Source organism: Nocardioides sp. URHA0032, from assembly GCF_000620645.1.
In the GTDB taxonomy this organism is placed as follows: Bacteria; Actinomycetota; Actinomycetes; order Propionibacteriales; family Nocardioidaceae; genus Nocardioides.
Genome location: NZ_JIAV01000014.1, coordinates 144,470 through 166,891, shown reverse-complemented (window position 1 = coordinate 166,891; position 22,422 = coordinate 144,470). Strand labels below are relative to the sequence as shown.

General features: G+C 72.4%; 23 protein-coding genes and 1 riboswitch. Of the genes, 9 read left to right on the top strand and 14 right to left on the bottom strand.

The features are described from left to right. Positions 1 to 99: 99 nt before the first annotated feature. From qcrB to ctaE, 4 genes are read right to left on the bottom strand one after another with little or no spacing between them, the layout of a single operon-like run. On the bottom strand, positions 100 to 1,851 hold the full coding sequence (qcrB, locus tag N538_RS0102775) for a cytochrome bc1 complex cytochrome b subunit (RefSeq protein WP_036569255.1): 1,752 nt from the start codon (positions 1,849 to 1,851) through the stop codon (positions 100 to 102). 2 nt (positions 1,852 to 1,853) lie between these two features. After that, positions 1,854 to 2,924, bottom strand: a complete 1,071-nt coding sequence (qcrA, locus tag N538_RS0102770) for a cytochrome bc1 complex Rieske iron-sulfur subunit (RefSeq protein WP_028636019.1) — start codon at positions 2,922 to 2,924, stop codon at positions 1,854 to 1,856. Next, positions 2,921 to 3,790: a cytochrome bc1 complex diheme cytochrome c subunit gene (qcrC, locus tag N538_RS0102765; protein ID WP_028636018.1), complete on the bottom strand. Its 870-nt coding sequence runs from the start codon at positions 3,788 to 3,790 to the stop codon at positions 2,921 to 2,923. The genes qcrA and qcrC overlap by 4 nt, the downstream gene beginning before the upstream one ends. Positions 3,791 to 3,827: 37 nt before the next feature. After that, on the bottom strand, positions 3,828 to 4,466 hold the full coding sequence (gene ctaE, locus N538_RS0102760; protein ID WP_036569254.1) for an aa3-type cytochrome oxidase subunit III: 639 nt from the start codon (positions 4,464 to 4,466) through the stop codon (positions 3,828 to 3,830). A 73-nt stretch (positions 4,467 to 4,539) separates the two neighbouring features. On the opposite strand from ctaE, the gene N538_RS0102755 reads away from it, so the two are divergent. Genes N538_RS0102755 through trpD form a run of 3 tightly spaced genes read left to right on the top strand, consistent with a single transcriptional unit; the run spans position 4,540 to position 6,945 of the window. After that, positions 4,540 to 5,490 carry a cytochrome c oxidase assembly protein gene (locus N538_RS0102755; RefSeq protein WP_028636016.1) on the top strand — a complete coding sequence of 317 codons (951 nt, stop codon included), beginning with the start codon at positions 4,540 to 4,542 and terminating at the stop codon, positions 5,488 to 5,490. Positions 5,491 to 5,503: 13 nt separating this feature from the next. Further along, the gene (locus N538_RS0102750; protein WP_028636015.1) at positions 5,504 to 5,923 is read left to right on the top strand and encodes an Rv3143 family two-component system response regulator; all 420 of its coding nucleotides are present in this window, start codon (positions 5,504 to 5,506) and stop codon (positions 5,921 to 5,923) included. Beyond that, positions 5,920 to 6,945 carry an anthranilate phosphoribosyltransferase gene (gene trpD, locus N538_RS0102745; protein WP_028636014.1) on the top strand — a complete coding sequence of 342 codons (1,026 nt, stop codon included), beginning with the start codon at positions 5,920 to 5,922 and terminating at the stop codon, positions 6,943 to 6,945. The genes N538_RS0102750 and trpD overlap by 4 nt, the downstream gene beginning before the upstream one ends. A gap of 10 nt (positions 6,946 to 6,955) precedes the next feature. On the opposite strand, the gene N538_RS0102740 is transcribed toward trpD, so the two are convergent. The 3 genes from N538_RS0102740 to N538_RS23595 are packed head-to-tail and all read right to left on the bottom strand — an operon-like array spanning position 6,956 to position 9,643. Continuing rightward, positions 6,956 to 7,561: a hypothetical protein gene (locus N538_RS0102740; protein WP_028636013.1), complete on the bottom strand. Its 606-nt coding sequence runs from the start codon at positions 7,559 to 7,561 to the stop codon at positions 6,956 to 6,958. Between the two features lie 3 nt (positions 7,562 to 7,564). Then, the gene (locus N538_RS0102735) at positions 7,565 to 7,843 is read right to left on the bottom strand and encodes an Lrp/AsnC family transcriptional regulator (RefSeq protein ID WP_028636012.1); all 279 of its coding nucleotides are present in this window, start codon (positions 7,841 to 7,843) and stop codon (positions 7,565 to 7,567) included. An 18-nt stretch (positions 7,844 to 7,861) separates the two neighbouring features. Then, a complete protein-coding gene (locus N538_RS23595) occupies positions 7,862 to 9,643 on the bottom strand; it encodes a DEDD exonuclease domain-containing protein (protein ID WP_036569249.1) in 1,782 nt (593 codons plus the stop codon). Between the two features lie 97 nt (positions 9,644 to 9,740). Here N538_RS23595 and N538_RS0102725 point away from each other — a divergent pair, with 97 nt between their 5' ends. The 6 genes from N538_RS0102725 (at position 9,741) to N538_RS0102700 (ending at position 15,323) form a co-directional block, all read left to right on the top strand. Beyond that, positions 9,741 to 9,977 carry a hypothetical protein gene (locus tag N538_RS0102725; RefSeq protein ID WP_028636011.1) on the top strand — a complete coding sequence of 79 codons (237 nt, stop codon included), beginning with the start codon at positions 9,741 to 9,743 and terminating at the stop codon, positions 9,975 to 9,977. Continuing rightward, complete coding sequence (locus N538_RS0102720; RefSeq protein WP_028636010.1) at positions 9,974 to 11,209, top strand: NYN domain-containing protein; 1,236 nt, start codon at positions 9,974 to 9,976, stop codon at positions 11,207 to 11,209. The genes N538_RS0102725 and N538_RS0102720 overlap by 4 nt, the downstream gene beginning before the upstream one ends. A gap of 65 nt (positions 11,210 to 11,274) precedes the next feature. Next, positions 11,275 to 11,478 (top strand): hypothetical protein, encoded by a 204-nt coding sequence (locus N538_RS0102715; protein WP_036569248.1) that lies wholly within the window; start codon positions 11,275 to 11,277, stop codon positions 11,476 to 11,478. A gap of 166 nt (positions 11,479 to 11,644) precedes the next feature. Further along, positions 11,645 to 11,816, top strand: a riboswitch (cyclic di-AMP (ydaO/yuaA leader). An 81-nt stretch (positions 11,817 to 11,897) separates the two neighbouring features. Further along, positions 11,898 to 12,812 (top strand): C40 family peptidase, encoded by a 915-nt coding sequence (locus N538_RS0102710; protein ID WP_231496119.1) that lies wholly within the window; start codon positions 11,898 to 11,900, stop codon positions 12,810 to 12,812. Positions 12,813 to 12,825: 13 nt separating this feature from the next. Beyond that, a complete protein-coding gene (locus N538_RS27150) occupies positions 12,826 to 14,064 on the top strand; it encodes a hypothetical protein (RefSeq protein ID WP_051548660.1) in 1,239 nt (412 codons plus the stop codon). Next, complete coding sequence (locus N538_RS0102700; protein WP_028636007.1) at positions 14,061 to 15,323, top strand: M48 family metallopeptidase; 1,263 nt, start codon at positions 14,061 to 14,063, stop codon at positions 15,321 to 15,323. The genes N538_RS27150 and N538_RS0102700 overlap by 4 nt, the downstream gene beginning before the upstream one ends. Before the next feature lie 58 nt (positions 15,324 to 15,381). Here the strand turns inward: N538_RS0102700 and N538_RS0102695 are convergent, their stop codons facing one another. From N538_RS0102695 to N538_RS23585, 7 genes are all read right to left on the bottom strand, one after another. Beyond that, positions 15,382 to 15,612 carry a Flp family type IVb pilin gene (locus N538_RS0102695; RefSeq protein ID WP_028636006.1) on the bottom strand — a complete coding sequence of 77 codons (231 nt, stop codon included), beginning with the start codon at positions 15,610 to 15,612 and terminating at the stop codon, positions 15,382 to 15,384. A 212-nt stretch (positions 15,613 to 15,824) separates the two neighbouring features. Beyond that, complete coding sequence (locus tag N538_RS0102690; protein WP_028636005.1) at positions 15,825 to 16,469, bottom strand: response regulator transcription factor; 645 nt, start codon at positions 16,467 to 16,469, stop codon at positions 15,825 to 15,827. Then, positions 16,466 to 18,001: a sensor histidine kinase gene (locus N538_RS0102685; RefSeq protein ID WP_028636004.1), complete on the bottom strand. Its 1,536-nt coding sequence runs from the start codon at positions 17,999 to 18,001 to the stop codon at positions 16,466 to 16,468. Before N538_RS0102685 ends, N538_RS0102690 begins: the two co-directional genes overlap by 4 nt. Further along, positions 17,998 to 18,915, bottom strand: a complete 918-nt coding sequence (locus N538_RS0102680; RefSeq protein WP_051548657.1) for a type II secretion system F family protein — start codon at positions 18,913 to 18,915, stop codon at positions 17,998 to 18,000. The genes N538_RS0102685 and N538_RS0102680 overlap by 4 nt, the downstream gene beginning before the upstream one ends. A 1-nt stretch (position 18,916) precedes the next feature. After that, positions 18,917 to 19,891 carry a type II secretion system F family protein gene (locus N538_RS0102675; protein WP_036569246.1) on the bottom strand — a complete coding sequence of 325 codons (975 nt, stop codon included), beginning with the start codon at positions 19,889 to 19,891 and terminating at the stop codon, positions 18,917 to 18,919. Further along, entirely contained in the window at positions 19,888 to 21,252 is a 1,365-nt protein-coding gene (locus N538_RS0102670; protein ID WP_028636001.1) for a CpaF family protein, read from the bottom strand. The genes N538_RS0102675 and N538_RS0102670 overlap by 4 nt, the downstream gene beginning before the upstream one ends. 4 nt (positions 21,253 to 21,256) lie before the next feature. After that, positions 21,257 to 22,420, bottom strand: a complete 1,164-nt coding sequence (locus N538_RS23585) for an AAA family ATPase (protein WP_051548655.1) — start codon at positions 22,418 to 22,420, stop codon at positions 21,257 to 21,259. Between the last annotated feature and the right edge of the window lie 2 nt (positions 22,421 to 22,422).

The window sequence follows — 22,422 nt, the reverse complement described above, 5'->3', positions numbered from 1 at the left end:
GGGAACACGAAAGGCCGCCCGACTCCCGGAGGGGGAGAGGGGCGGCCTTCGCAGTGGTACGGCCTTCTCAGTGGTACGGGTACGCCGAGGCGGGGGGCCTCAGTGGTGGCGCAGGCCCTCGTCCTCGACGAGGTGGTGGCCGTCGAACTGGTGGCCGTCCGCGGCGTGGCCGTCCAAGGCGGTCTGGAGCTCGTGCTCGTGCTCGGCGTGGTGGTGGCCCGCGTCGAGCTCCTCCGCGGTCGGCTTCTGCACGTTGTCCGACCACATCAGGGTGCGGAGCCGGTTGCGGACCCCGGACAACCGCCCGGTGTGCGGAGTGGGTACGCCGTTGCCGTCCACCTCGTGCTGCACCTCGCCGTCGACGACCGGGTCGCGGTCGCGGGCGGTGAGGACGTAGGCGCGGGTGGCGTCGAGCGGCAGGTGCCGCTCCGTGTAGCCACCCTCCGGGGAGCGCATGATGATGCCGGTCTCGTAGCCGTGCAGCAGTGTCTCGTTGTCCTTGCGCTGGAGCGAGATGCACCAGCGCCGGGTCACCAGGAACGCGATGACCGGTCCCACGATCACGGCGGCCCGGAGGAAGTACGTGATCTGGTTGATCGAGGCGTGCAGCCGGATCGCGATGATGTCGTTGCCGCCGGCCGCCCAGAAGAGGCCGTACATCGTCATCAGCGCCACCATCACCGCGCTGCGGGTCGGGGCGTTCCGCGGCCGGTAGAGCAGGTGGTGGTCGCGCTTGTCGCCGGTCACCCAGGCGTCGATGAACGGGAGCAGGAGCAGCACCGTGAACGCCACGACCGGGAGGATCAGGATCGGCAGCATCACGTTCCAGGAGATCGTGACCCCCCAGATGTGGGTCTCGATGCCGGGCATGATGCGCAGCGCGCCGTCCGGCCAGCCCATGTACCAGTCCGGCTGGGAGCCCGCGGTCACCTTCGATGGATCGTAGGGACCGTACTTCCACACCGGGTTGATCGAGAGCAACGCGCCCATCAGGGCGGTCACGCCGAACACGATGAAGAAGAAGCCACCGGCCTTGGCGGCGTACACCGGGAGCATCGGGAAGCCCACGACGTTCTTCTCGGTGCGGCCGGGACCGGGCCACTGGGTGTGCTTGTGGTACACGAGCAGCAGCATGTGCGCGCCGACCAGCGCGAGCAGCAGGCCCGGGATCAGCAGCACGTGGATGATGTAGAGCCGCGGGATGATCGACTCACCCGGGAACTCGCCACCGAACAGCAGGAACGACATGTAGGTGCCGACCACCGGGCTGGCCTTGATGAAGCCGTCCGCGGCGCGGATGCCGGTGCCGGAGAGCAGATCATCGGGGAGCGAGTAGCCGGTGAAGCCCTCGAGGGTGCCGAGGAGCAGCAGCAGGCAGCCGATCACCCAGTTCAGCTCGCGCGGCTTGCGGAACGCGCCGGTGAACCAGACGCGCAGCAGGTGCACCATCATCGAGGCGACGAACAGCATCGCGGACCAGTGGTGCATCTGGCGCATCAGCAGGCCGCCGCGCACGTCGAAGGAGATCTTCAGGCTCGAGGCGTACGCCTCGGACATCTGGATGCCCCGCAGCTGCTCGTAGCTGCCGTTGTACTGGACCTCGCCCATGCTCGGGGTGAACCACAGGGTGAGGAACACGCCGGTCAGCAGGAGTACGACGAAGCTCCAGAGCGCGATCTCGCCGAGCATGAACGACCAGTGGTCAGGGAAGACCTTGCGGAGGTTCTTCTTCGCCATGGTCGCGAGACCGAGGCGATCATCCGCCCAGGACGCGACCGCGCCCGCACGACTCGGCTTCGCCGCGATCGCCGGCTCGGTGCCGTTCGTGTTGGCGACCTTGGTGGTGTCCATGTTCAGCCACGCTCCCAGAAGCTCGGTCCGACCGGTTCATCGAAGTCCCGCTGCGCCACGAGGTAGCCGTCGGCGTCGACCTGGAGCGGCAGCTGCGGCAGCGGCCGCGCGGCCGGGCCGAACACGACCCGGGCCGAGTCGGCCAGGTCGAAGGTCGACTGGTGACAGGGGCACAGCAGGTGGTGGGTGGTCCGCTCGTATAGCGAGATCGGGCAGCCCACGTGCGTGCAGATCTTGGAGTAGCAGATGATGCCGTCGACCGACCAGTTCTCGCGGCCCTTGCCCGGGATGATCTCCTCGGGCTCCATCCGGACGACGACGACCGCGCCCTTGGACTTGCCGACCTGGAGCGCGACGCCCTCCAGCGGCTCGCCGTCGGGGCCGCCGTTGAACAGGCCCTCGGGCTCGGCGTTCACGAGGTCGCCGATCTGCAGGTCGCCCGGCCGGATCGGGGTGCCGACGACGTCGCGTACGACGCGCATGCCGGGGGCCCAGATCGTGTTCTCGAGGCCGGCGCCGGGGTAAGGCTGCTCCTTGGTGACCTTGGCGTTGGTCGGGCCGAGGTCCCACAGCGGGACGACTGCCGTCACGCCGACGAGGCCGACCGCGCCGAGCAGCGAGTTGCGCACCAGCGGGCGCCGCCCGATGCCGGACTCCGCGATGCCCTGGTCGAGGGACTCGAGGGTGGCCGCGCGGTCCGCCTCGGAGGACGAGGCCGGGTGCCGGCTCTCGACGATCTCGAGGTCGGCCATCAGCTTGCGGGCCCACTGGATGACGCCGATGCCGATGAAGAGCAGCGCACCCGCCAGGGTCAGGCCGAGGGTGAGGTTCTGCGCGCCGAGGCCGGCGAAGGTGTCGGTCTTGTCGACGGTGAAGTAGGAGACCACGAACAGGATCGTGCAGATCGTGGAGAGGCCGAACAGGGTCGCGACCTGGCGCTCGGCGCGCTTCTCCATCTTCGGGTCGACGTCGGTCGGCCGCCAGTGGTGCTCGGCCAGGCCCGGGTTCGCGTACAGGTCGTCCGTCACTGTCGCGTCGGGGACAGTGTCGAGCTCGTGGGCGTCGTCGCTCACGCCTCCACCTTCTTCTTGTTCGAACGGGTCGTGTGGGCCGCGATCCAGACCGCGAACCCGACACAGATGCCGATGCCGCCGATCCAGGCCGCGAGGCCCTCCGGAACGGGGCCGAGGCCGCCGAGGCCGAAGCCGCCGTAGTTCGGCATCTCCTCCAGCGAGCCCAGGTAGGCGATCACGTCGCGCTTCTCGTCGGGCGAGAGGTTGCCGTTGGAGAAGTTCGGCATGTTCTGAGGGCCGGTCAGGAGCGCCTCGTAGATGTAGCGCGGCTCCACGCCGCGGATCCGCGGGGCGTAGCCGCCACGCGGCATGGCCCCGCCCGAGCCCTCGAAGTTGTGGCAGGCGGTGCAGTTCGTCAGGAAGATCTGGCCGCCGCGGGTGATCGCGGCCTGGCGCTCCTCGTCGGACATCCCCGCCAGGCTGTAGTCGCCCTCGTCGGGGACGGCCGGGCCGGGGCCCAGCGAGGCGACGTACGCCGCGAGCGCGGCGACCTCGTCGTCGTCGAAGGTCGGCGGCTTCTCCTGTGCCTGCGCGCCCGGCTGGGCCAACGGCATCCGACCGGTGCCGACCTGGAAGTCGACCGCGGCGGCGCCGACCCCGACCAGGGACGGGCCGATCTGGTTGCCGTCCTCGCTGCGGACGCCCTCGCCGTTCTGCCCGTGGCAGAACGAGCAGCTCACCAGGAACAGCTCACGGCCCTTCGCGATCTGGTCCGCGCTGGAGGCGGTCTCGTCCGCGGACGCGGGGGAGAAGGCGGCGTACAGGCCACCGGTCATCAGCAGCCCCAGCAGGAGGACGACGAGGCCCGCCAGGGGACCACGGCGGTGCCGGGAGAGGCGACCTGCGGATCGGTTCAGGAGACGCACATCAAGTCCTTGCGATTCAGTCGTGCGGCGGTGGGGACTACTGGACGAGGTAGATGGTCGCGAACAGGCCGATCCACACCACGTCGACGAAGTGCCAGTAGTAGGAGACGACGATCGCGCTGACCGCCTGCTCGTGGGTGAACTTGCGCGCCACGAACGTGCGGCCGAGAACGAAGAGGAAGGCGATCAGGCCGCCGGTCACGTGCAGGCCGTGGAACCCGGTGGTCAGGTAGAACATCGTGCCGTACGCCGAGTCCTGGATCGTGACGCCCTCGCGGACCAGGGAGGCGTACTCGGTGGCCTGGCCGGCGATGAAGACCGCGCCCATGATGTAGGTGAGCACGAACCACTCGCGCAGGCCCCAGCCCTTGACCTTGAGGACCGAGCCGGTGCGGCCGACCTGGCCGCGCTCGGCGGCGAAGACACCGAGCTGGCAGGTGAGCGAGGACAGCACCAGGATCGTGGTGTTCACCGAGGCGAACGGGACGTTCAGGATCGCGGTGTTCTTGGCCCAGAGGTCGGGGCTGACGGCGCGGATGGTGAAGTACGACGCGAACAGCGCCGCGAAGAACATCAGCTCGCTGGAGAGCCAGATGATCGTCCCGACGCTGACCATGCTCGGTCGGTCGTGGTGCCCGTGCAGTCGGGATGCCGGAATCGCGGTTGCTGTCGCCACCCGTTCATTATGTCGTGACCGCTTCCCGAGGGCACCCCGGCCCCCCGTGTTTCGAGGTCATAAAGTTCACACCGTGCTCCAACCCCTGTCCGGGGCCCTGCTGACGGCCACCGGTGACCTTCCCCGCTTCACCCTCGGCACCGTCTTCACCGGCTGGTCGCTCGAGCCGGTGCCCTTCGTGCTGACCGTCTGGGTGGCCGGCCTCTACCTGTACGGCGCGTCCTTGCTGCGGCGGCGCGGCGACCGCTGGCCGGTGGGCCGGACCGTCGCGTTCGTGCCGGCCGGGATGGGGCTGTTCTACTTCGCGACCGCATCGGGGCTGGGCACCTACGACACCACGCTGCTGAGCGTGCACATGGTCCAGCACATGATCCTGTCGATGCTGGTGCCGATGGCCCTCGCCCTCGGCGCGCCGGTGACGCTCGCGCTGCGCACCCTGCCGCCGCGGCCGCGACGCTGGCTGCTCGCCGTGCTGCACTCGCGGGTCGCGAAGGTGCTGTCCTTCCCGCCGCTGACGCTGCTGCTGTACGTGACCTCGCCCTGGGCGCTCTACTTCTCGGGCTGGTACACCGCCACGCTGCACTCGGCGTACCTCCACGAGGTGATGCACCTGCACCTGGTGCTGGTCGGCTGCCTGTTCTTCTGGCCGATCATCGGCATCGACCCGGTGCCCGGGAAGGTCGCCTACCCCTTCCGGATGCTGCTGGTGGTGCTGACGCTGCCGTTCCACGCCTTCCTCGGCGTGACGATCATGGGGGAGGAGACGCTGATCGGCGGCGACTGGTACCCGAACCTGCACCACGGCCCGATGGGCGCCTGGCTGCCCGACCCGCTCGACGACCAGCACCTGGCCGGGGGCCTGCTGTGGGGGTCCGGCGACCTGGTCGCCCTGGCGCTGTTCGGGGTGCTGTTCACCCAGTGGGTGCGGTCCTCGCTCCAGGAGGCCAAGCGGGAGGACCGGCGCCTGGACCTGCTCGAGGCGCGGGAACGGGCGGCGTCCCAGCGCGCCGCCGACGCCGACTAGTAGCATCGCGGCCGTGAGCGACTCGACCTCCCGGCGCGAGCCCCTGCGGGTGCTCGTCTACAGCGACGACGTGAACACCCGCCAGCAGGTCATCCTGGCCCTGGGCCGCCGCCCGCACCCCGACCTGCCCGAGCTCCAGTACGTCGAGGTCGCGACCGAGCCGGTCGTGATCTCGAACATGGACGCCGGCACCATCGACCTCGCCATCCTGGACGGCGAGGCGGTCCCGGCGGGCGGGATGGGCATCGCCAAGCAGCTCAAGGACGAGATCTACCAGTGCCCGCCGGTGGTGGTGCTGACCGGCCGGCCGCAGGACGCCTGGTTGGCGACCTGGTCCCGCGCCGAGGCCGCCGTACCGCACCCGCTGGACCCGATCCAGCTCGCCGACACGGTCGTCTCGCTGCTGAAGTCACGCGTCCCCGCCAGCACGTGAGCAGCTGGCCCGAGGTCCTCACGGCGCTGGTCGGCGGCTCGGACCTCAGCGCGGCGCAGGCCGCGTGGGCGATGGGCGAGATCCTCGCCGGCGAGGCGACGCCGTCGCAGATCGCCGGCTTCGCGGTCGCGCTGCGCGCCAAGGGCGAGACCTCCGAGGAGGTCACCGGGCTGGCCGCCGCGATGCTGGCCCGCGCCAACCCGATCGAGGTGCCCGGCCGGCTCCTCGACGTCGTCGGCACCGGTGGCGACCGGTCGATGTCGGTGAACATCTCCACGATGGCCGCGATCGTCGCGGCCGGGGCGGGCGCCAAGGTCGCCAAGCACGGCAACCGGTCGGCCTCGTCGCAGTCCGGGTCCGCCGACGTGCTCGAGCAGCTCGGCATCCGGCTGGACCTGCCCGTGGACCGGGTCGCCGAGGTGGCCGAGGAGGCCGGCATCACCTTCTGCTTCTCGGCCGCGTTCCACCCGGCGATGCGGCACGCCGCGGTGCCCCGCCGTGAGCTGGGCATCGCCACGTCGTTCAACCTGCTCGGGCCGCTGACCAACCCGACCCGGCCGGCCGCCCAGGCGATCGGCTGCGCCGACGCTCGGGTCGCGCCGGTGATGGCCGGCGTCTTCGCCCGCCGCGGCGTCGACGCCTGGGTGTTCCGGGGCGACGACGGACTGGACGAGCTGACCACCACGACGACCTCCCGGCTGTGGCGCGTGCACGCCGGCGAGGTCAGCGAGACGACGGTCGACGCGGCCGCGCACGGCATCCCGCGCGGCACCGCCGAGGGGCTCCGGGGCGGCGACGCGGCCCACAACGCCGAGGTCGTACGCCGGCTGGTCGACGGTGAACAGGGACCGGTGCGCGACGCCGTGCTGCTCAACGCCGGGGCCGCCCTCGCCGTCCACGAGGCGCCGGGCGCCGACCCGGACGAGGCGCTGGCGGCCGGGCTCGAGCGGGCCCGCGAGGCGGTCGACTCCGGCGCGGCCCGGGCGACGCTGGACCGCTGGGTCGCCGCGACCTCGGCCTAGCCGGTCGCCGTCAGAGGTCGAGCACGTACGCCGAGCCGCTGCTGCGGAAGCCGACCTTGTCGTAGTAGGCGCCGACCATCGTCGGTGAGGTCTCCACCCGGGTGAAGCCGAGCCCGTTGAGCAGGCCGCTGCGCCGCCAGACGAACTCGCCCGGGGTGAAGTCGCGGTACTTCGGCGTCACGTAGTCGAGCACCACCCGGGCCACGTCGCCGTCGCGGTGCACGACCACCACGCCGACGGTCTCGTCACCCTTCATCACGATGAAGGCGCCCTCGTCGGGCTGCGGCGCGGTGAAGTCGGGCTGGTGCTGGCGGATGTCCTCGCCGTGCATGGTGAGCACGTGCCGCAGGTAGTCGTCGCCGGTGCCCACCCGCAGCACATCGAACGCCGCCTCGTCGTGGCGCTGCCGCTGCAGCTGCGCGATGAACCAGAGGTTGATCGCGGCGAGCACGATGTTCATCGCGACCATCGGCCAGACGCCGATCAACGCGTTGAAGAACACCAGCACGCAGCAGGCGATCGTGTTCAGCACCCGGAAGCGCAGCACGCGCGCCTGGAGGAGCGAGAAGACCAGCAGCGCGCTGCCGGCCCACCCGACGATGTCGAGCCAGTCCATGGGCTAGTCCAGGCCGAGGGAGAACGCCGACTCGAGGTCGTGGCGCGAGTAGGTGCGGAACGCGATGTGGGTCTCGGTGGCGTTGACGCCGGGCACCTTGTTCAGCTTGTCGGCGACGACGCTGGCGACGTCCTCGTGCGCGCGGACCCGGACCAGCGCGATCAGGTCGATCTGCCCCGTCACGGAGTAGACCTCGCTGACGCCGTCGAGGGCGGCGATCTGCTCGGCCACCTCGGGGATCCGGGCGACGTCTGCCTTGACGAAGACGATGGCGGTGATCACAGGACGGACCCTAGCCCGTCAGCGCGCCGGCTGGTGCACCGTCGTGAGGCCGCGGCGCTCCGCGAACGGCACCAGGGACAGCCGGGACTGGTTGACCGCGTCGTGGACGGCGAGGTGGCGGGTGGCGCCCGCGACCGGGCAGGTCCACTCGCCGTCGACGTCGACCAGGCGGATGCCGGGGGACTCGAGCCAGCGCAGCACCTTCTCGGTCTCCTCGGCCGTCGCCGCTGGCGTCGGCCCGGGCGCGGGGGAGACGGTCTCCGCGGAGAGCCGGAGCGTGGTGACGTAGGAGGGCGCGTCCGCGCCCGCCGGGATCACGCCGGCGGCGGCGAGCCGGCCGTAGCGGACCACGTGGACCGCCCACCTCCCGTCGTCCTCGCGCCGAGCGGCCACCACCTCGGGGCAGCGGGTGAGGGCGGTCAGGCGCTGGGTCCGGGCGGCCGCCCGGACGAAGGCGGAGAGCCGGTCGCGGTGGATGCCGGCCTCCTCGAACCGCTCGTCGGCAGCAAGGGCGGCCATCCGGTGGTTGATCGCGTCGACCACCTCGTCGGGGCGGCGGAGCAGGGAGTCGCGCAGCTGGCGGACGACCGCGGCGTACGTCGTGTCGTCGACGCTGCCGTCACACGGCGACAGGCAACGGCCCATCTCGGCGAGCACGCAAGGGGCCCGCGACGGGTCGCGCGGCAGCCGGTCGGAGCACTGCCGGACCGGGAAGGTGTCGTGCAGCGCGGCCAGGCACTTCTCGGCGGTCTTCTTCGACGCGAACGGGCCGAGGTAGTCGGCGTCGTCGTCGAGCACCCGGCGCACCAGCGACAGCCGTGGCCAGGGCTCCCGGGTGAGCTTGATGAAGTGCACCTTCTCGGGGAACCGCGAGCGCCGGTTGTAGCGCGGCTTGTGCTCCGCGATCAGCCGCAGCTCGCGCACCTCGGCCTCGAGGGCGGTCGCGCACTCGATGCCGTCGACGCGGCTGGCGATGTTGACCATCTCGCCCATCCGGGACCGGGTCTCCGAGGCGGTGAAGTAGGAGCGGACCCGGGTGCGCAGGTCGCGCGAGGTGCCGACGTACAGGACCCGGGCGCGCTCGTCGCGGAACAGGTAGACACCAGGAGCGTGCGGCAGCCCCTCGGCCAGGTGCCGCTTGCGGCGCTGGGCGGCGGTGACCCGCGAGGAGAACGTCTGGAGCTCCTCGAGCGTGTGCACGCCGAGCCCGCCGAGGCGCTCCATCATCCCGTGCAGCACGTGCACGGTGGCGCGGGCGTCCTCGAGCGCGCGGTGGTTGGGCGTGACGGGTGAGCCGAACGCCTTGGCCAGCGACGAGAGCTTGCAGTTCGGGGCGTCGTCGCGGGTGACGACCCGGCGCGCGAGCCGGGCGGTGTCGAGGACCTCGAACCGCGGCCACGGCCGGCCCTGCTGCTCGGCGAAGTGCTTGAGGAAGCCGACGTCGAACGGCGCGTTGTGGGCCACGAGCACGGTCCCGACCGCGAACTCCAGGAACGCCGGCAGCGCCGACTCGATCGGCGGAGCATCGGAGACCATGGTGTTGGTGATGCCGGTCAGGACCGCGATGAACGCCGGGATCTCGGTGCGGGGGTTGACGAGGGTCTGGAACTCGCCCAGCACCTCGCCGCCGCGGACCTTGACCGCCCCGATCTCGGTGATCATCGCGCCGCCCTCGGCCGACCCGCCGGTCGTCTCGAGGTCGACGACGCAGAACGTGATGTCCCGCAGCGGACGCCCCAGCTCGTCGAAACTCCGTTGCGACTCCCACCGGGAGGTCGCACGCTGGACGCCGCTGCTCATGGCTTCGACGCTAGATCCGGCCACCGACATTCGCGGGGACGACGCGCGGACCCGGGCATTGACTACGCTCGGGGCCACCACGAGAGAGGAGCCGGCGATGAGCCCCGCGATCCCTGACGACCAGCGCTGGCGCTGCGCCGGCTGCGGCAACCTCACCCGGTTCGACGTGACGCGGACCCAGCGGACCACGGAGTTCTGGCACTTCGACCTCGCGGGGGAGCACCGGGTCGAGGAGACCGACGTGCACGGCGAGTCGGTCGACCAGGTCACCTGCCGCTGGTGCGGGCGCTCCGACGCGATCGAGCTCGTGCCCCGCCACCAGCCCGCGCCATGACCGACCGACGCGGTCCCGCCCTGGCCGAGCTGCCCGAGCCGGTCCGCGCCCGGATCGTCGCGCTGACGGCCGACGTGCTCCCCGACGTACCCAAGCTCCCGCCGGCGGTACGCCGGGTGGCCGGCTTCGCCCCCGCGCGCCGGGCCCGGCTGGGGGCGACCGCGATCGCCGACGCGCTCGGGGACGACGAGCTGCGCGAGCGGGTGGGCACCCAGGTCGCCGCGCGACCGGCGCCGGACCCGGCCGATCCCGCGGCCGACGCGGCGCTGCGCTGGCTGACCCGGCCCGAGCACTGGGAGGACGGCTTCGAGGACGCGCTGCGCCGTGTCGCCGAGCGGCCGGCCCCGGCCGGTGACCGGACCGAGCGGGAGCTGGAGCGGCTGCGGAGCCGGCTGGCCGAGGCGGAGCAGTCGGCCCGCGAGCTGCGTGCTGCGCACAAGGCGCAGCTCGACGAGGTCAAAGCCGACAACACCGCGCTCCGCCGCAGGCTCGGCGAGAGCCGGGTCACCGAGAAGGAGGCGCGGGCGTCGGCCGAGGAGGCCGCCGCCGCCGGACGGGCCGCGGGGGAGCGCACCACGGCGCTGGAGCGGGAGAACAAGCGGCTGCGCGCGCAGGTCGAGCGGCTCGAGGAGGACGCCCGGGAGGGACGCCGCGACGCGCGGGCCGAGCGCGACGAGGCGACGCTGCGCGCCCGGATCCTGCTGGAGACCGTGATCGACGCGGCGACCGGACTGCGCCGCGAGCTCGCGCTGCCGCAGGTGAGCGGCGCGCCCTCGGACCGGGTCGAGGCCGACGTGGCCGAGGCGGGCCAGCGGGTGCCGAGCCAGGCGTCGCTCGAGCAGTACCTCGCGATGCCGCGCGCCCGCCTGGTCGTCGACGGCTACAACGTGAGCAAGGCCGCGTGGCCCAGCTCGTCGCTGGAGGCCCAGCGGGTCCGCCTGATGGGCTCGCTCGCCCCCCTGGTGGCTCGCACCGGTGCCGAGACCACCGTCGTGTTCGACGCCGCCGAGACCGACCACCGACCGCCGGTGAACGCGCCGCGCGGCGTCCGGGTGCTGTTCAGTCCGCGCGGCGTGATCGCCGACGACGTGATCCGCGACCTGGTCGCGGCCGAGCCCGAGGGCCGGGTGGTCGTGGTGGTCACCGCCGACCAGGCGGTCGCCCGCGACGTGGCCCGCGACGGCGCCCGCGTCGTACCGCCCGACGCGCTCCTGGACCTGGTCACGCGGTAGCGGCGACACGCCGGTGCCCCGGGCGGCCGGTCCGACTGTCGGTGGTGCCTGCGACCGTTCCCGGCATGACGAGAATCGACTGCGACTCCTGCACGGTGCGGGGTCTCCACTGCCACGACTGCGTGGTGACCGTCCTGCTCGGGCCGCCACCCGAGCTCAGTCTCGACGACGACGGCGCCCGCGCGCTCGACGTCCTGGCCGCGGGCGGGCTGGTGCCACCGCTGCGCCTGGTCCAGCCGGTCGACACGCCCCACGTGGAGTCCGCATGAGCCGGCCGCCCCTGTGACTGGTGTGACTGGTGTGACCTGTGTGACACCCCCTGCCCATCTCGCGGCGAAACACGCCCACCTTTTACGTTGAAAGTTTGGTCGTCCTGCGAGACCCCCGTTAACGTGTGGCACTCAGGTGGCCGGACCGTGGATCACTCGGATCCTCGCGGCCACCGCGCTGAGTCTCGGACCGGTTCGCCGGCCCGGGAGCCGGGGAACCAACCGGTGGCCGTGCTCGGACGACCACCACTGGGGTGAATCCTCCGCGATGCGGAGGTAGGGCAAATGTCGTGCCCGAATCCGTCAGCTCACCCGGTAGGCGTACGACGTAACAAGGAGAGCGCCGGCTCGTGCTGAACGCCCGGAAGCGACTGATCACCCTGGTGTCCGGAAGTGCCCTCGTCGCAGTGGTGGGTTTCATGCCCTCCACGCCGGCGAGCGCGGAGCCGGACATCGGCGACGTCCAGGCCCGGGTGGACCGGCTCTACCACGAGGCCGAGCAGGCCTCCGAGCGCTACAACGACGCGAAGCTCGAGCTGACCTCGCTCAAGCGCGACCTCGGCCTCCTCAAGGCCGACCAGGGTCGCCAGGGCAACCGGCTGGAGAAGGTCCGCCGGCAGGTCCAGGACTCCGTCATCCGGCAGTACGAGGGCCAGAGCCTCTCCGCCATGGGCCAGGTCGTCCTCTCCGACGACCCGCAGAAGTTCCTCTCGCAGCTGAGCACCATGTCGTCGTACAACGACATGCAGGACCAGCTCTTCGACGACTACGCCACCGAGCTCAAGTCGCTCGACATCCGCAGCGACGCGACCGCCAAGCGGGCCGCGCAGGTCGCGGAGCTCCAGAAGGACCTCGGCGCCGAGAAGGCGACCGCCGACAAGAAGCTCGCCGAGGCCAAGACCCTCCTCGGGCAGCTGCAGGCCGAGCAGCGCCAGGAGATCCTCTCCCGCGGCACGGTCCGCACGCCCTCCGACATCCCTGTCTCGGGGCGGGCCTCGGCCGCCGTGGCGTACGCGATGGCTCAGGTCGGCAAGGCCTACGTCTACGGCGCCGCCGGCCCGAACGCGTTCGACTGCTCCGGCCTCACGATGATGGCCTGGGCCCAGGCCGGTGTGGCCCTGCCGCACTCGTCGAGCGCGCAGTACTCCTCCGGCCCGCACATCGCCGAGAGCGACCTCCAGCCGGGCGACCTGGTCTTCTACTACAGCCCGATCAGCCACGTCGGCATGTACATCGGCAACGGCCTGATCGTGAACGCCGAGAACCCCGGCTCCGGCATCCGGGTCACCGGCCTGCACGCCATGCCGTACGTCGGAGCGGTCCGCCCCGGCTGAGATACTCCTTCGCGTGAAGACCGGTCGTCCCCTCTGGTGGGTGGCCGGTCTTTCGCTGTGCCTGCTCGTCGCCGTCGGCGTCGTCTCCTGGGTGGTCGTCGTCGACGACGGTCCGTACGTCGTCCCGACGCAGCCGGCCGCCACCCGGTCGAGCCCGTCGCCGGCACTCGCGAGCGAGGTGCTGCGCGCCTTCGAGCGCGCCGTCCGCACCGGTGACGAGGACGCCGCACGCGCGCTCGCGCCGACGGGCGACGACGCGGCCGCCGACCGCCTGGCCGGCATCGTCGCCAACGCCCGCGCCGCGCGGGTGGAGGACTTCACGCTGCGCTACGTCGACGCCGAGGGTGCGTACGCCGACGGTGGCTGGCACGCCGCCGTGGACGCGACCTGGCGGTTCGCCGGGTTCGACCGGGCGCCGGCGCACGCGGAGGTGCTGGTGGCTCTCCAGGACGACGGCGACCGGGTCGCGCTGACCGGGTTCGGCGGCGGCGACCGGGTGTCGCCGTTGTGGCTGTCGGGTCCGCTCCAGGTCCGGCGTACGCCGAGGACGCTGGTGCTGGTCGACGGGACGCCGGCCGAGGCGCGGCAGTACGCGCTGCGGGCGGCCACCGCCGTGCCCGTCGTACGACGCGTGCTCCCGGACTGGCGGCGCGGGCTGGTGGTCGAGGTGCCGGCGTCCGAGAAGGCGCTGGACGGGGTCCTGGACGCCGACCCGGGCAGCTACGACCAGATCGCCGCGGTCACGACGTCCGACGACGGGCAGCTCACCGCGAACGCACCGGTGCACGTGTTCGTGAACCCCGACGTCTTCGGCGGCCTGAAGCCGACCGGTGCGCAGGTGGTGATGAGCCACGAGGCGACGCACGTCGCGACGGGTGCGTTCACCAGCCCGATGCCCCTGTGGATCCTGGAGGGCTTCGCCGACTACGTCGCGCTCCGTGACGTCGACCTGCCGGTGCCGCGGTCGGCGTCGCAGATCATCGCCGAGGTGCGCAAGGACGGCGCGCCGCGGTCGCTCCCGTCCGAGGACGACTTCGGCACCCGCACGCCGGACCTCGGTGCGACGTACGAGAGCGCCTGGCTCGCCAACCGGCTGCTCGCCCGGGACGGCGGGGAGCCCGCACTGGTGCGGTTCTACCGGGAGGTGGACGGTGGTGCCCCGGTCGGCCGCGCGATGCGGTCGACGTTCGGCTTCGGCGTGCCGGCCTTCACGGAGCAGTGGCGGACGCTCCTGCAACACTTGGCCGGGTGAGCAGCGCAGACCGCCGCGTGGCGTGGGTCGTGACCGCGGTCGGGGGCATCGCGTTCGTGGTGATCGCAGCGGTGCTCGTGCCGTGGCACCCGGTCCCGGGCGGGACGCCGCCGCCGGTGGCGGCGAGCTCGGTCCTGACGTCGGAGCAGGTCCGGCGCGCCGAGGACTTCTCCGCGCTGGCCCGCACCTGGGGGTGGTCCTCGCTCGCGGTCTCGCTCGTCGTGGCATGCGTGCTCGGCTTCAGCAGCTGGGGCCGCCGGATCGTGGCGAGGCTGCCCGGCTGGTGGTGGGTGCGGGTGGTGCTCGCGGTCCTGGTGGTCGCGCTGATCGGCCGGCTGGCGACCCTGCCGCTCGCCGTGCTGGCCCGCCGGCACGTCCTCGACTACGGGCTCAGCACCCAGGCCTGGTCGGGCTTCGCGCGCGACGTCGCCCTCTCGTTCGGCGTCTCGGCGGTCGTCACGTCGGTGCTGCTGGTCGTGCTCGTCGGGTGCGCGCGACGCTGGCCGCGGGCCTGGCCGGCCGTCGCGGGTGGCGCCCTCGGCGTCTTCGTGATGGTCGCGTCCTTCGGCTACCCGGTGGTGGTCGAGCCGCTCTTCAACAACTTCACGTCGCTGCCCGACGGCGACCTGCGCACGAAGGTGTTCGCGCTCGCCGACCAGGAGGGCGTGCCGATCGACGACGTGCTGGTGGCCGACGCGTCCCGGCGTACGACGACGCTCAACGCCTACGTGTCCGGCTTCGGCGACACCCGCCGCGTGGTGCTCTACGACAACCTGGTCGACGACGTGCCGGAGGACCAGACCCTCTCGGTCGTCGCGCACGAGCTCGCGCACGCCAAGCACGACGACGTGTTGACCGGTTCGCTGCTCGGCGCCGCCGGCGCCGTCCTCGGGGTCGGGCTGCTCGCGCTGGTGGTCGGGGCAGTGGGGGAGCGTCGTGGCGTGCGGATGCGAGACCCGGAGGTCGTGCCGCTCGTGCTCGCGCTGATCGCGGTCGGGACGCTGCTCTCCATGCCGGTCCAGAACGGCATCAGCCGGCACATCGAGACCCGCGCGGACGTCGATGCGCTCGAGGTGACCCGGGACCCCGGCGCCTTCCAGGCGGTGCAGCGGCAGCTGATGGTGCGCTCCCTCGCCGATCCGACCCCACCCGCCTGGGCGCAGCTCTGGTTCGGCTCGCACCCGCTGGGCCTGACCCGGATCGCGATCGCCCGGCAGCTCGACCTGCAGCCGGCGCAAGACGGGGCCCACCAGCCCTGAGACGCGCCGAAGGCCGCGGACCTCGCGGTCCGCGGCCTTCGACGTCGGGGGATCTCTGTCAGCTACCACCGGGCGTGGTGGTCGTGCAGCTCGCTGCGGCGCCGCCCCCGGTCTTCACGGCGTCGCAGGTGTCCGAGAACTTGTCCTTGATCTGGCTCCCGAGTGCGAACACGAGAACGACGATGACGGCGGCGATGCCGCCGACCAGAAGGCCGTACTCGACGGCGGACGCGCCGCGCTCGTCCCTCTCCCGGTGGCCGTTCATCAGGTTGCGGATGTACTGGAGCATGTGGTTTCCCTCCCACTTGTTCTTGCGAGTGCCCGGCGGGGCCCTCACCCCTCGGAACCACAACATTCCCCGCAGACGGGTGACCCGAACCGGACGATCGCCCTGGTTCATCTAGTCATTTATGACTAGGTCAGCGCGTCGATCGGCCATCGGTCGCGGGGCACGCGCGGGCCATCCCGGTGGCAGCTGCCGCCGGGGTCGAGCCGCCGGGGTCAGGCGTCGAGCGGGCCGACCGACGAGAGCAGGCCGACCCGCATCGCGGTCACCAGGGCCTGGGCACGGTTCGAGACGCCGAGCTTCTGGTAGATGTGCCCGATGTGCGACTTCGCCGTCGACTCGCTCATGAACAGCCGCTCGGCGATGCCGGCCGTCCCGACGCCGTCGGCGAGCAGCAGCAGCACCTCGTGCTCGCGCTCGGAGAGCCGGGTCGAGCCGGACCCGGCCCGGCGCAGCACGACCTCGGACAGCCCGCTGCAGACGAACGAGCGCGGCGCCACCGCGGCGTGCCGGGCCGTGCGGACGACCTCGGCCGCCGGGGCGTCCTTGCCGACGAACCCGGACGCGCCGGCCTCCATGGCCGCGAAGATCTGGTCGTCCCCCGAGTGCAGGGTGAGCACCACCAGGCCGGTGGCCTGGTCGGTGCGCCGCACCGCGCGCACGATGTCGAGCCCGGTGCCGTCGGGCAGCTGGAGATCGGTGATCACGACGCCCGGACGGAGGTCCTCGTACGCCGCGAGGGCCTCCGCGACGGTGCCGGCGGTCCCGAGGACGTCGAGATCCGGCTCGAGGTCGAGCACGGCGGCCAGGCCGTTGCGGATCAGCTCGTGGTCGTCGACCAGCAGCACGGACGTCGTCATGCGGTGACCGCCTCCTCCCGGGTGGCTGCCGGCGTGGCACGGGTTCCCAGACGGACGGTCACGGTGGTGCCGTGAGGGTGTCGCTCCGCGATGTCCAGGCGGGCGCCGATGAGGGTGGCGCGCTCGCGCATGATGTCGAGGCCCTGGGAGTCCGGGCGCGCGGGCTGAAGCCCGCGGCCGTCGTCGGCCACGGTGATGACCGCCCCCGGTGGCCGCACCCGGCAGTGCACGTGGATGGCCGTGGCGCCCGCGTGGCGCACCGCGTTGCTCATCGCCTGCTGGGCGATCCGGAACAGCTCCGCCTCGATCTCCGGACGGAGCCGGGTCTCCCGCTCGTCCAGCGTGACGTGCACGGGGACGCCGAACGACTCGGTCAGGTTCCGCGCCACCGTGCCGAGTGCGGCGCCCAGGCTGGCCGCCTCGCCGACCCCGGTGCGCAGGGTGACCACCGAGCTGCGCACCTCCGCCACGACCGCGGTGATGCTCCTCCGGAGCGCATCGATCCGGGCCGCCTGCTCGGGCGAGCTCGGGGTCGCCGCCAGCGCGTCGGTGAGGTAGCCGAGGGAGGCGATGTCCTGGGCCAGTCCGTCGTGCATCTCGCGGGCCAGCCGGCGCCGCTCGGTCGCGGCGGCCCGGTCGCGCAGCTCGGCGAACAACAGCGCGGTGTCGAGCCGGACCGCGCTGGGGCCGAGCCGCCTGCCGAGCTCGCGCACGCGGTCCGCCAGCCCGATGCCGGTGGGGTCGACGCGCTCGGAGAACCGGCCGGCAACGACCGCGACCACGCTGTCGTCAGCAGTCAGCGGGAACGCGAACGCAGGTCCGTCGAGCACCGGCTCCCTGCCCGTCCAGCAGTTGAGCGCGACCTCGGTGACGGCAGGCGCCTGGGCAGTGGACACCAGAGGGGTCAGGTCCGGCCCGCGGGGCACGTACAGGACGAGCGCGGTCGTCGGCAGCTCGTCGCGGACGGCGTCGAGCAGGGTCGTGGCCAGCGTGGTCGGGTCGAGTCCGGAGCTGAGTCCGTCCGACACCCTGATCAGCTGGCGGATCAGCTCCCGGGCGTCGTGGTACGGCGTCAGAGGATCCGGGTCGCGACGCAGGGCCGAGTGCAGGAAGGCCGCGATCATCGCGAACCCGACCGCCGCGAACGCCCAGGTCGTGAGCGCGCGGACCTCGGTGCCGGACATCCGGTCGCCGACGAGCAGGGCGGCGACCACGGCAGCGGCCAGCTCCACGGCGAGCGAGAACCCGGAGCCGCGCGACCCCCGGCGTACGCCCGCGGTGAAGGGTGGGACCACCAGCGTGGCGAGGACCGCGGTGGTCGTCGGCAGCGTGGCGCCGCAGAGCGCTCCGAGCGCAAGCGACTCGATCGCGATCGAGGCCCACCCGCCGGGCAGGTCGACCAGCTCGGCGACGAACCACAGGCCCCCGATGGCGAGCAGTGCGACCACTGCCGTGAGGTCGCGGGTCCACAGCGCGGGGGCGAGCAGCACGACGATGGCCGCGAGGCGGGTGATCCTGACGAGCCGGTTCATCCGAACGAGTCCATGATGCTCAGTGCCGCCGGCCCGAGGACGACGACGAACAGGCAGGGCAGGATGCAGAAGATCAGCGGGATGGTCATCTTCACCGGCACCTTCTGGGCGCGCTCCTCGGCCAGCTGACGGCGCTTCACGCGGATCTCGGCAGACTGGACGCGCAGCACCTGCGCGATCGGGATGCCGAGCGAGTCCGCCTGCACCATGGCGCCGACGAAGGCGCGCAGCTCGGGGACGTTCGAGCGGGCGGCGAGGCCGCGCAGTGCCGCGGCCCGGCCCTGGCCGAGCTGCATCTCGCGGATCACCCGCGAGAGCTCGTCGGCGAGCGGTCCCTCGGTGTTGTGCGCGACCTGCTGGACGGCCGCGTCGAACCCGAGCCCGGCCTCGACGCTGATCGTGAGCAGGTCGATGGCGTCGGGGAGCGCGCGGCGCACCTGCTCGGAGCGGTCGTACGCGCGCTGGTACAGGAGCAGTCCGGGGGAGTAGAACCCGAGCACGGCACCCCCCGCGACGAGCACGAGCAGCACCGGCACCGAGGCGCCGAGCAGCAGCCCGAGCACGCCCGCGCCGCCGGCTCCCGCGAGCGCGCCGAGCACGGTCCAGGTCAGGACGCGGTCCACGTTCCACCCGGGCGGGTTGCCGGCCAGGTCCAGGCGGCGACGGATCCGCTCGGGTGCGTCCGCGCCGGCCAGGCGCCGGCCGAGCCCGCGGAACCAGTCCAGGGCGGGGTCGAGGACCCGTTCGCGGAACGGCGGACGCGCATCCTCGAGCAGCCGCTGAGGCGCCGTCGAGGAGGCCTCGACGAGCGCCAGCGACCGGGCCACGCCCCGCTGGTCGGGCTCCTCGCGCAGCGCGACCGACAGCAGCCCGATCGCGACCGCGACGAGGAGCGCACCCAGCAGGAGGATCACGTCAGACCTCCACCTTCACCATGCGGCTCATCCAGAAGACGCCGACGGCCAGCAGCATGCCGCCGAATCCGAGCAGCACCAGTCCGCGCGGATCGGTGAACAGCGGCATGATGTACGCGCGGTTCGCCAGCAGCATGTACAGCAGGAACAGCACCGGCAGGCAGCCGAGCACCCACGCCGACAGGCGGCCCTCCGCGGAGAGCGCGCTGACCTGGCGCCGGACGTACTCCCGCTCGCGCATCGTGGCGGCCACCGTGTCGAGCAGCTCGGCCAGGTTGCCGCCGACCTCCCGCTGGATCCGGATCGCCATCACCGCCCAGTGCAGGTCGTCGCTGTCGAAGCGCTGCGCCACGCCCTCCAGCGCGTCCTCGAGGGGTACGCCGAGGCGGGTCTCGACCAACGCGCGGCGGAACTCACCCGAGACCGGCTCGGAGCCCTCGCGGGTCACCGTCTCCGCGGCCTGGGCCAGCGACAGACCGGCCGCCAGCGAGCCCGACATCAGCTGCAGCGTGTCCGGGACCGCCGCCGCGAAGGCCTTGCGGCGCCGCCCGTGCCGGATCCCGAGGTAGAGCCAGGGTCCGAGCGCGCCGAGAGCGCCGACCAGCAGGAAGAGGGGCACGTTCCCGCCGCCGAGCAGCAGCCCGGCGAGGCCGGCGAGCACGAAGATCGCGGTGTGCAGGAGCAGCCACTCGGCCGAGGTGAGCCGGCTGCCCGCCCCCTCGAGCCGGTGGTGGATCCGCTGCTCGAGGCCGCGGTTGCTGCCCAGCACGTGGGCGGCCGCGCCGGTCGCCTGGGCGACCGCGCCGGGGCGGTGGGCGGCCGCCGCGGCCGCGATGTCGGCGCCCGGCCCTGCGTACGTCGTCACCCGCTCCTCGGCCGACATCACCCGTGGGCCCGATGCCGGCACGAGGAGCACGAGCACGGCGAGGACGCCGAGGCCCAGGGCCGCGGCGCCGACGACCAGCTGCCAGCTCACCGGCGCCTCGCGGGCGGGGTCGGAGGCACGGCGAACAGGGCAGGGTCGACCTCCACATCGGCGTACGCGAGCTTCTCGAGCACCTTGGGCCGCAGCCCGCTGGGCACCAGCGTGCCCCCCGCGCGGTCGAGCACGAACACGTCCTGGAGGGTGACGACGTCGCCCTCCATCCGCTCGACCTCGGTGACGTGCGTGACCCGTCGCGAGCCGTCCTTGAAGCGGGTCTGGTGCACGATCACGTCGATCGCGGAGGCCATCTGCTCACGGATCGCCCGCATCGGCAGGTCCATGCCGGCCATCAGCACCATGGTCTCGATCCGGGACAGCGTGTCGCGCGGCCCGTTCGAGTGGACGGTGCAGATCGAGCCGTCGTGGCCGGTGTTCATGGCCTGGAGCATGTCCAGGGCGGACGCGTCCCGGACCTCGCCGACGACGATCCGGTCGGGGCGCATGCGCAGCGCGTTGCGCACCAGGTCGCGGGTGTCGATCGCGCCGCGCCCCTCGATGTTCGGCGGCCGCGACTCCAGCCGGACGACGTGCTCCTGCTTGAGCTGCAGCTCGGCGGCGTCCTCGATGGTGACGATCCGCTCGTCCTCGGGGATGAACGACGACAGCACGTTCAGCGTGGTGGTCTTCCCGGCGCCGGTGCTGCCGGAGACGATGATGTTGAGGCGCCCGCGGACACACGCCGAGAGGAAGTCGTGAGCCCCGGGAGTGAGGGTGCCGTTCGCCACCAGGTCGTCGGCGCCGAGCGGGTCGGCGGCGAACTTCCGGATCGTCAGGGCCGAGCCGTCGACCGCGAGCGGCGGCACCACGGCGTTCACCCGGCTGCCGTCCGGCAGTCGGGCATCGACCATCGGGCTCGACTCGTCGACGCGCCGGCCGATCCGCGACACGATCTTGTCGATCGTCCTGCGCAGATGCGACTCGTCGACGAACCGCGCCGCGGTCGGCTCCAGCCGGCCGTTCCGCTCCAGCCAGACCTGGTGCGGGCCGTTGACCATCACCTCGGAGACGGTGGGATCGCGCAGGAACGGCTCGATCGGGCCGTAGCCGAGGATGTCGTCGGTGATCTCCTGGGTCACGCGAGCTCGGTCGGAGTGGCTGAGCGGCTTCTCCTGGGCGCCGAGGACGTCGGCCAGCACGGCGCGGACCCTGCCGGCGAGCTCGTCCTGGTCCATCTCGGCGTCGTACAGCTGCGGTCCCAGCTCCTGGAGGAGCTCGGCGTGCACCGTGCCCTTGATCTCCTCGAGCGGGTCCTGCTTGCCCAGCTGCGACATCCGCTCGGTGAGCGGCGTCGGCTCGGCGGGCTCGGGTCCGGCATCCTCACGGGCAGCGGCGAGGCGGTCGGCGAGGCTCATCGGGTCACCTCCGGATCCGGAAGCGGCGGCCGGCCGGCGCCAGCTGCTCGGCGGCCGGCTCGGCCGGGTCCCCGGTCAGCCGCGTCGCCAGGCCGCGGATCGCGGTGCTGGAGGGGTGGTCCGGCTTGCCGACGACGATCGGGGTGCCGGCGTTGGTGGACGCCGCGATGTCGATGGACGTGGCGACCTGGGTCGCGACGGACAGCCCGAGGATCGCCTCGACCTTGTCCGGCCCGATCCCGACCGCGTCGTCCGCGCGGTTGAGCAGCAGGTGCCGGTGGCCGCGGGCGATCCCGAGCATCTCCAGCGTCTCGAGCGCGACCCGCACGTTCTTCAGCGTCGGTACGTCGAGGGTGGCGATCACCACGCACTCGTCGGTCTCGTCGAGCGCGGCGAGCGTCGGCTCGTCGAACGCCGGGGCGGTGTCGATCACGACGTAGTCGAACGACTCCCGCAGCAGCGCGAGCACCCGGCTCACCAGCGCGGGCGTCACCCGCTCGCGGACGTCGGGCTGGCTCGGGGCGGCGAGCACCATGAGCGCGTCCTGGTGCCGGGTCAGCAGGGTGCCGACCAGTGCGGCGTCCAGGGCGTCCTCGGAGCCGATCGCGTGCTCGATCGTGTGCGACGGGAACAGCTGCAGCGTGATCGCCACGTCGCCGAACGCGAGGTCGAGGTCGACCAGGCACACCCGTCGGGCGCCCCGGTCGGCGAGCGCCAGTGCGAGGTTGACCGCCATCGTGGTCTTGCCGACGCCGCCCTTGGGCGAGAAGACGGTGACCACCTTCCCGTGCTGGGTCGCGCCGGACGGCCCGCGCAGGGCGACGTACAGCTGGTGGGCGCGGTTCGCGGCGGCCGCGACGGCATCGAGGTCGTGGTCCGGTACGACGTCGCGGGCGCCGGCCTTCATGGCCCGGCCGAGCACCCCCGCGTCGATCGCGTCCCGCGCGAGCACGACGCTGACCGTCGGCCGGCCCGTGCGCAGGCCCTCGCAGACCGCGAGCGCGTCGTCCAGGTCGAGGTGCGGACCGAGCAGCACCAGGTACTCCTCGGTGTGCTCGGCGAGCCAGGCGGCCAGCCGCTCGGTGGAGTCGACGCCGTGCGCGGAGTCGGGCATCGCCGTCAGCAGCTCGGCGACGGCGGTCGGGTCGGGATCGACGACGACGGGCATCA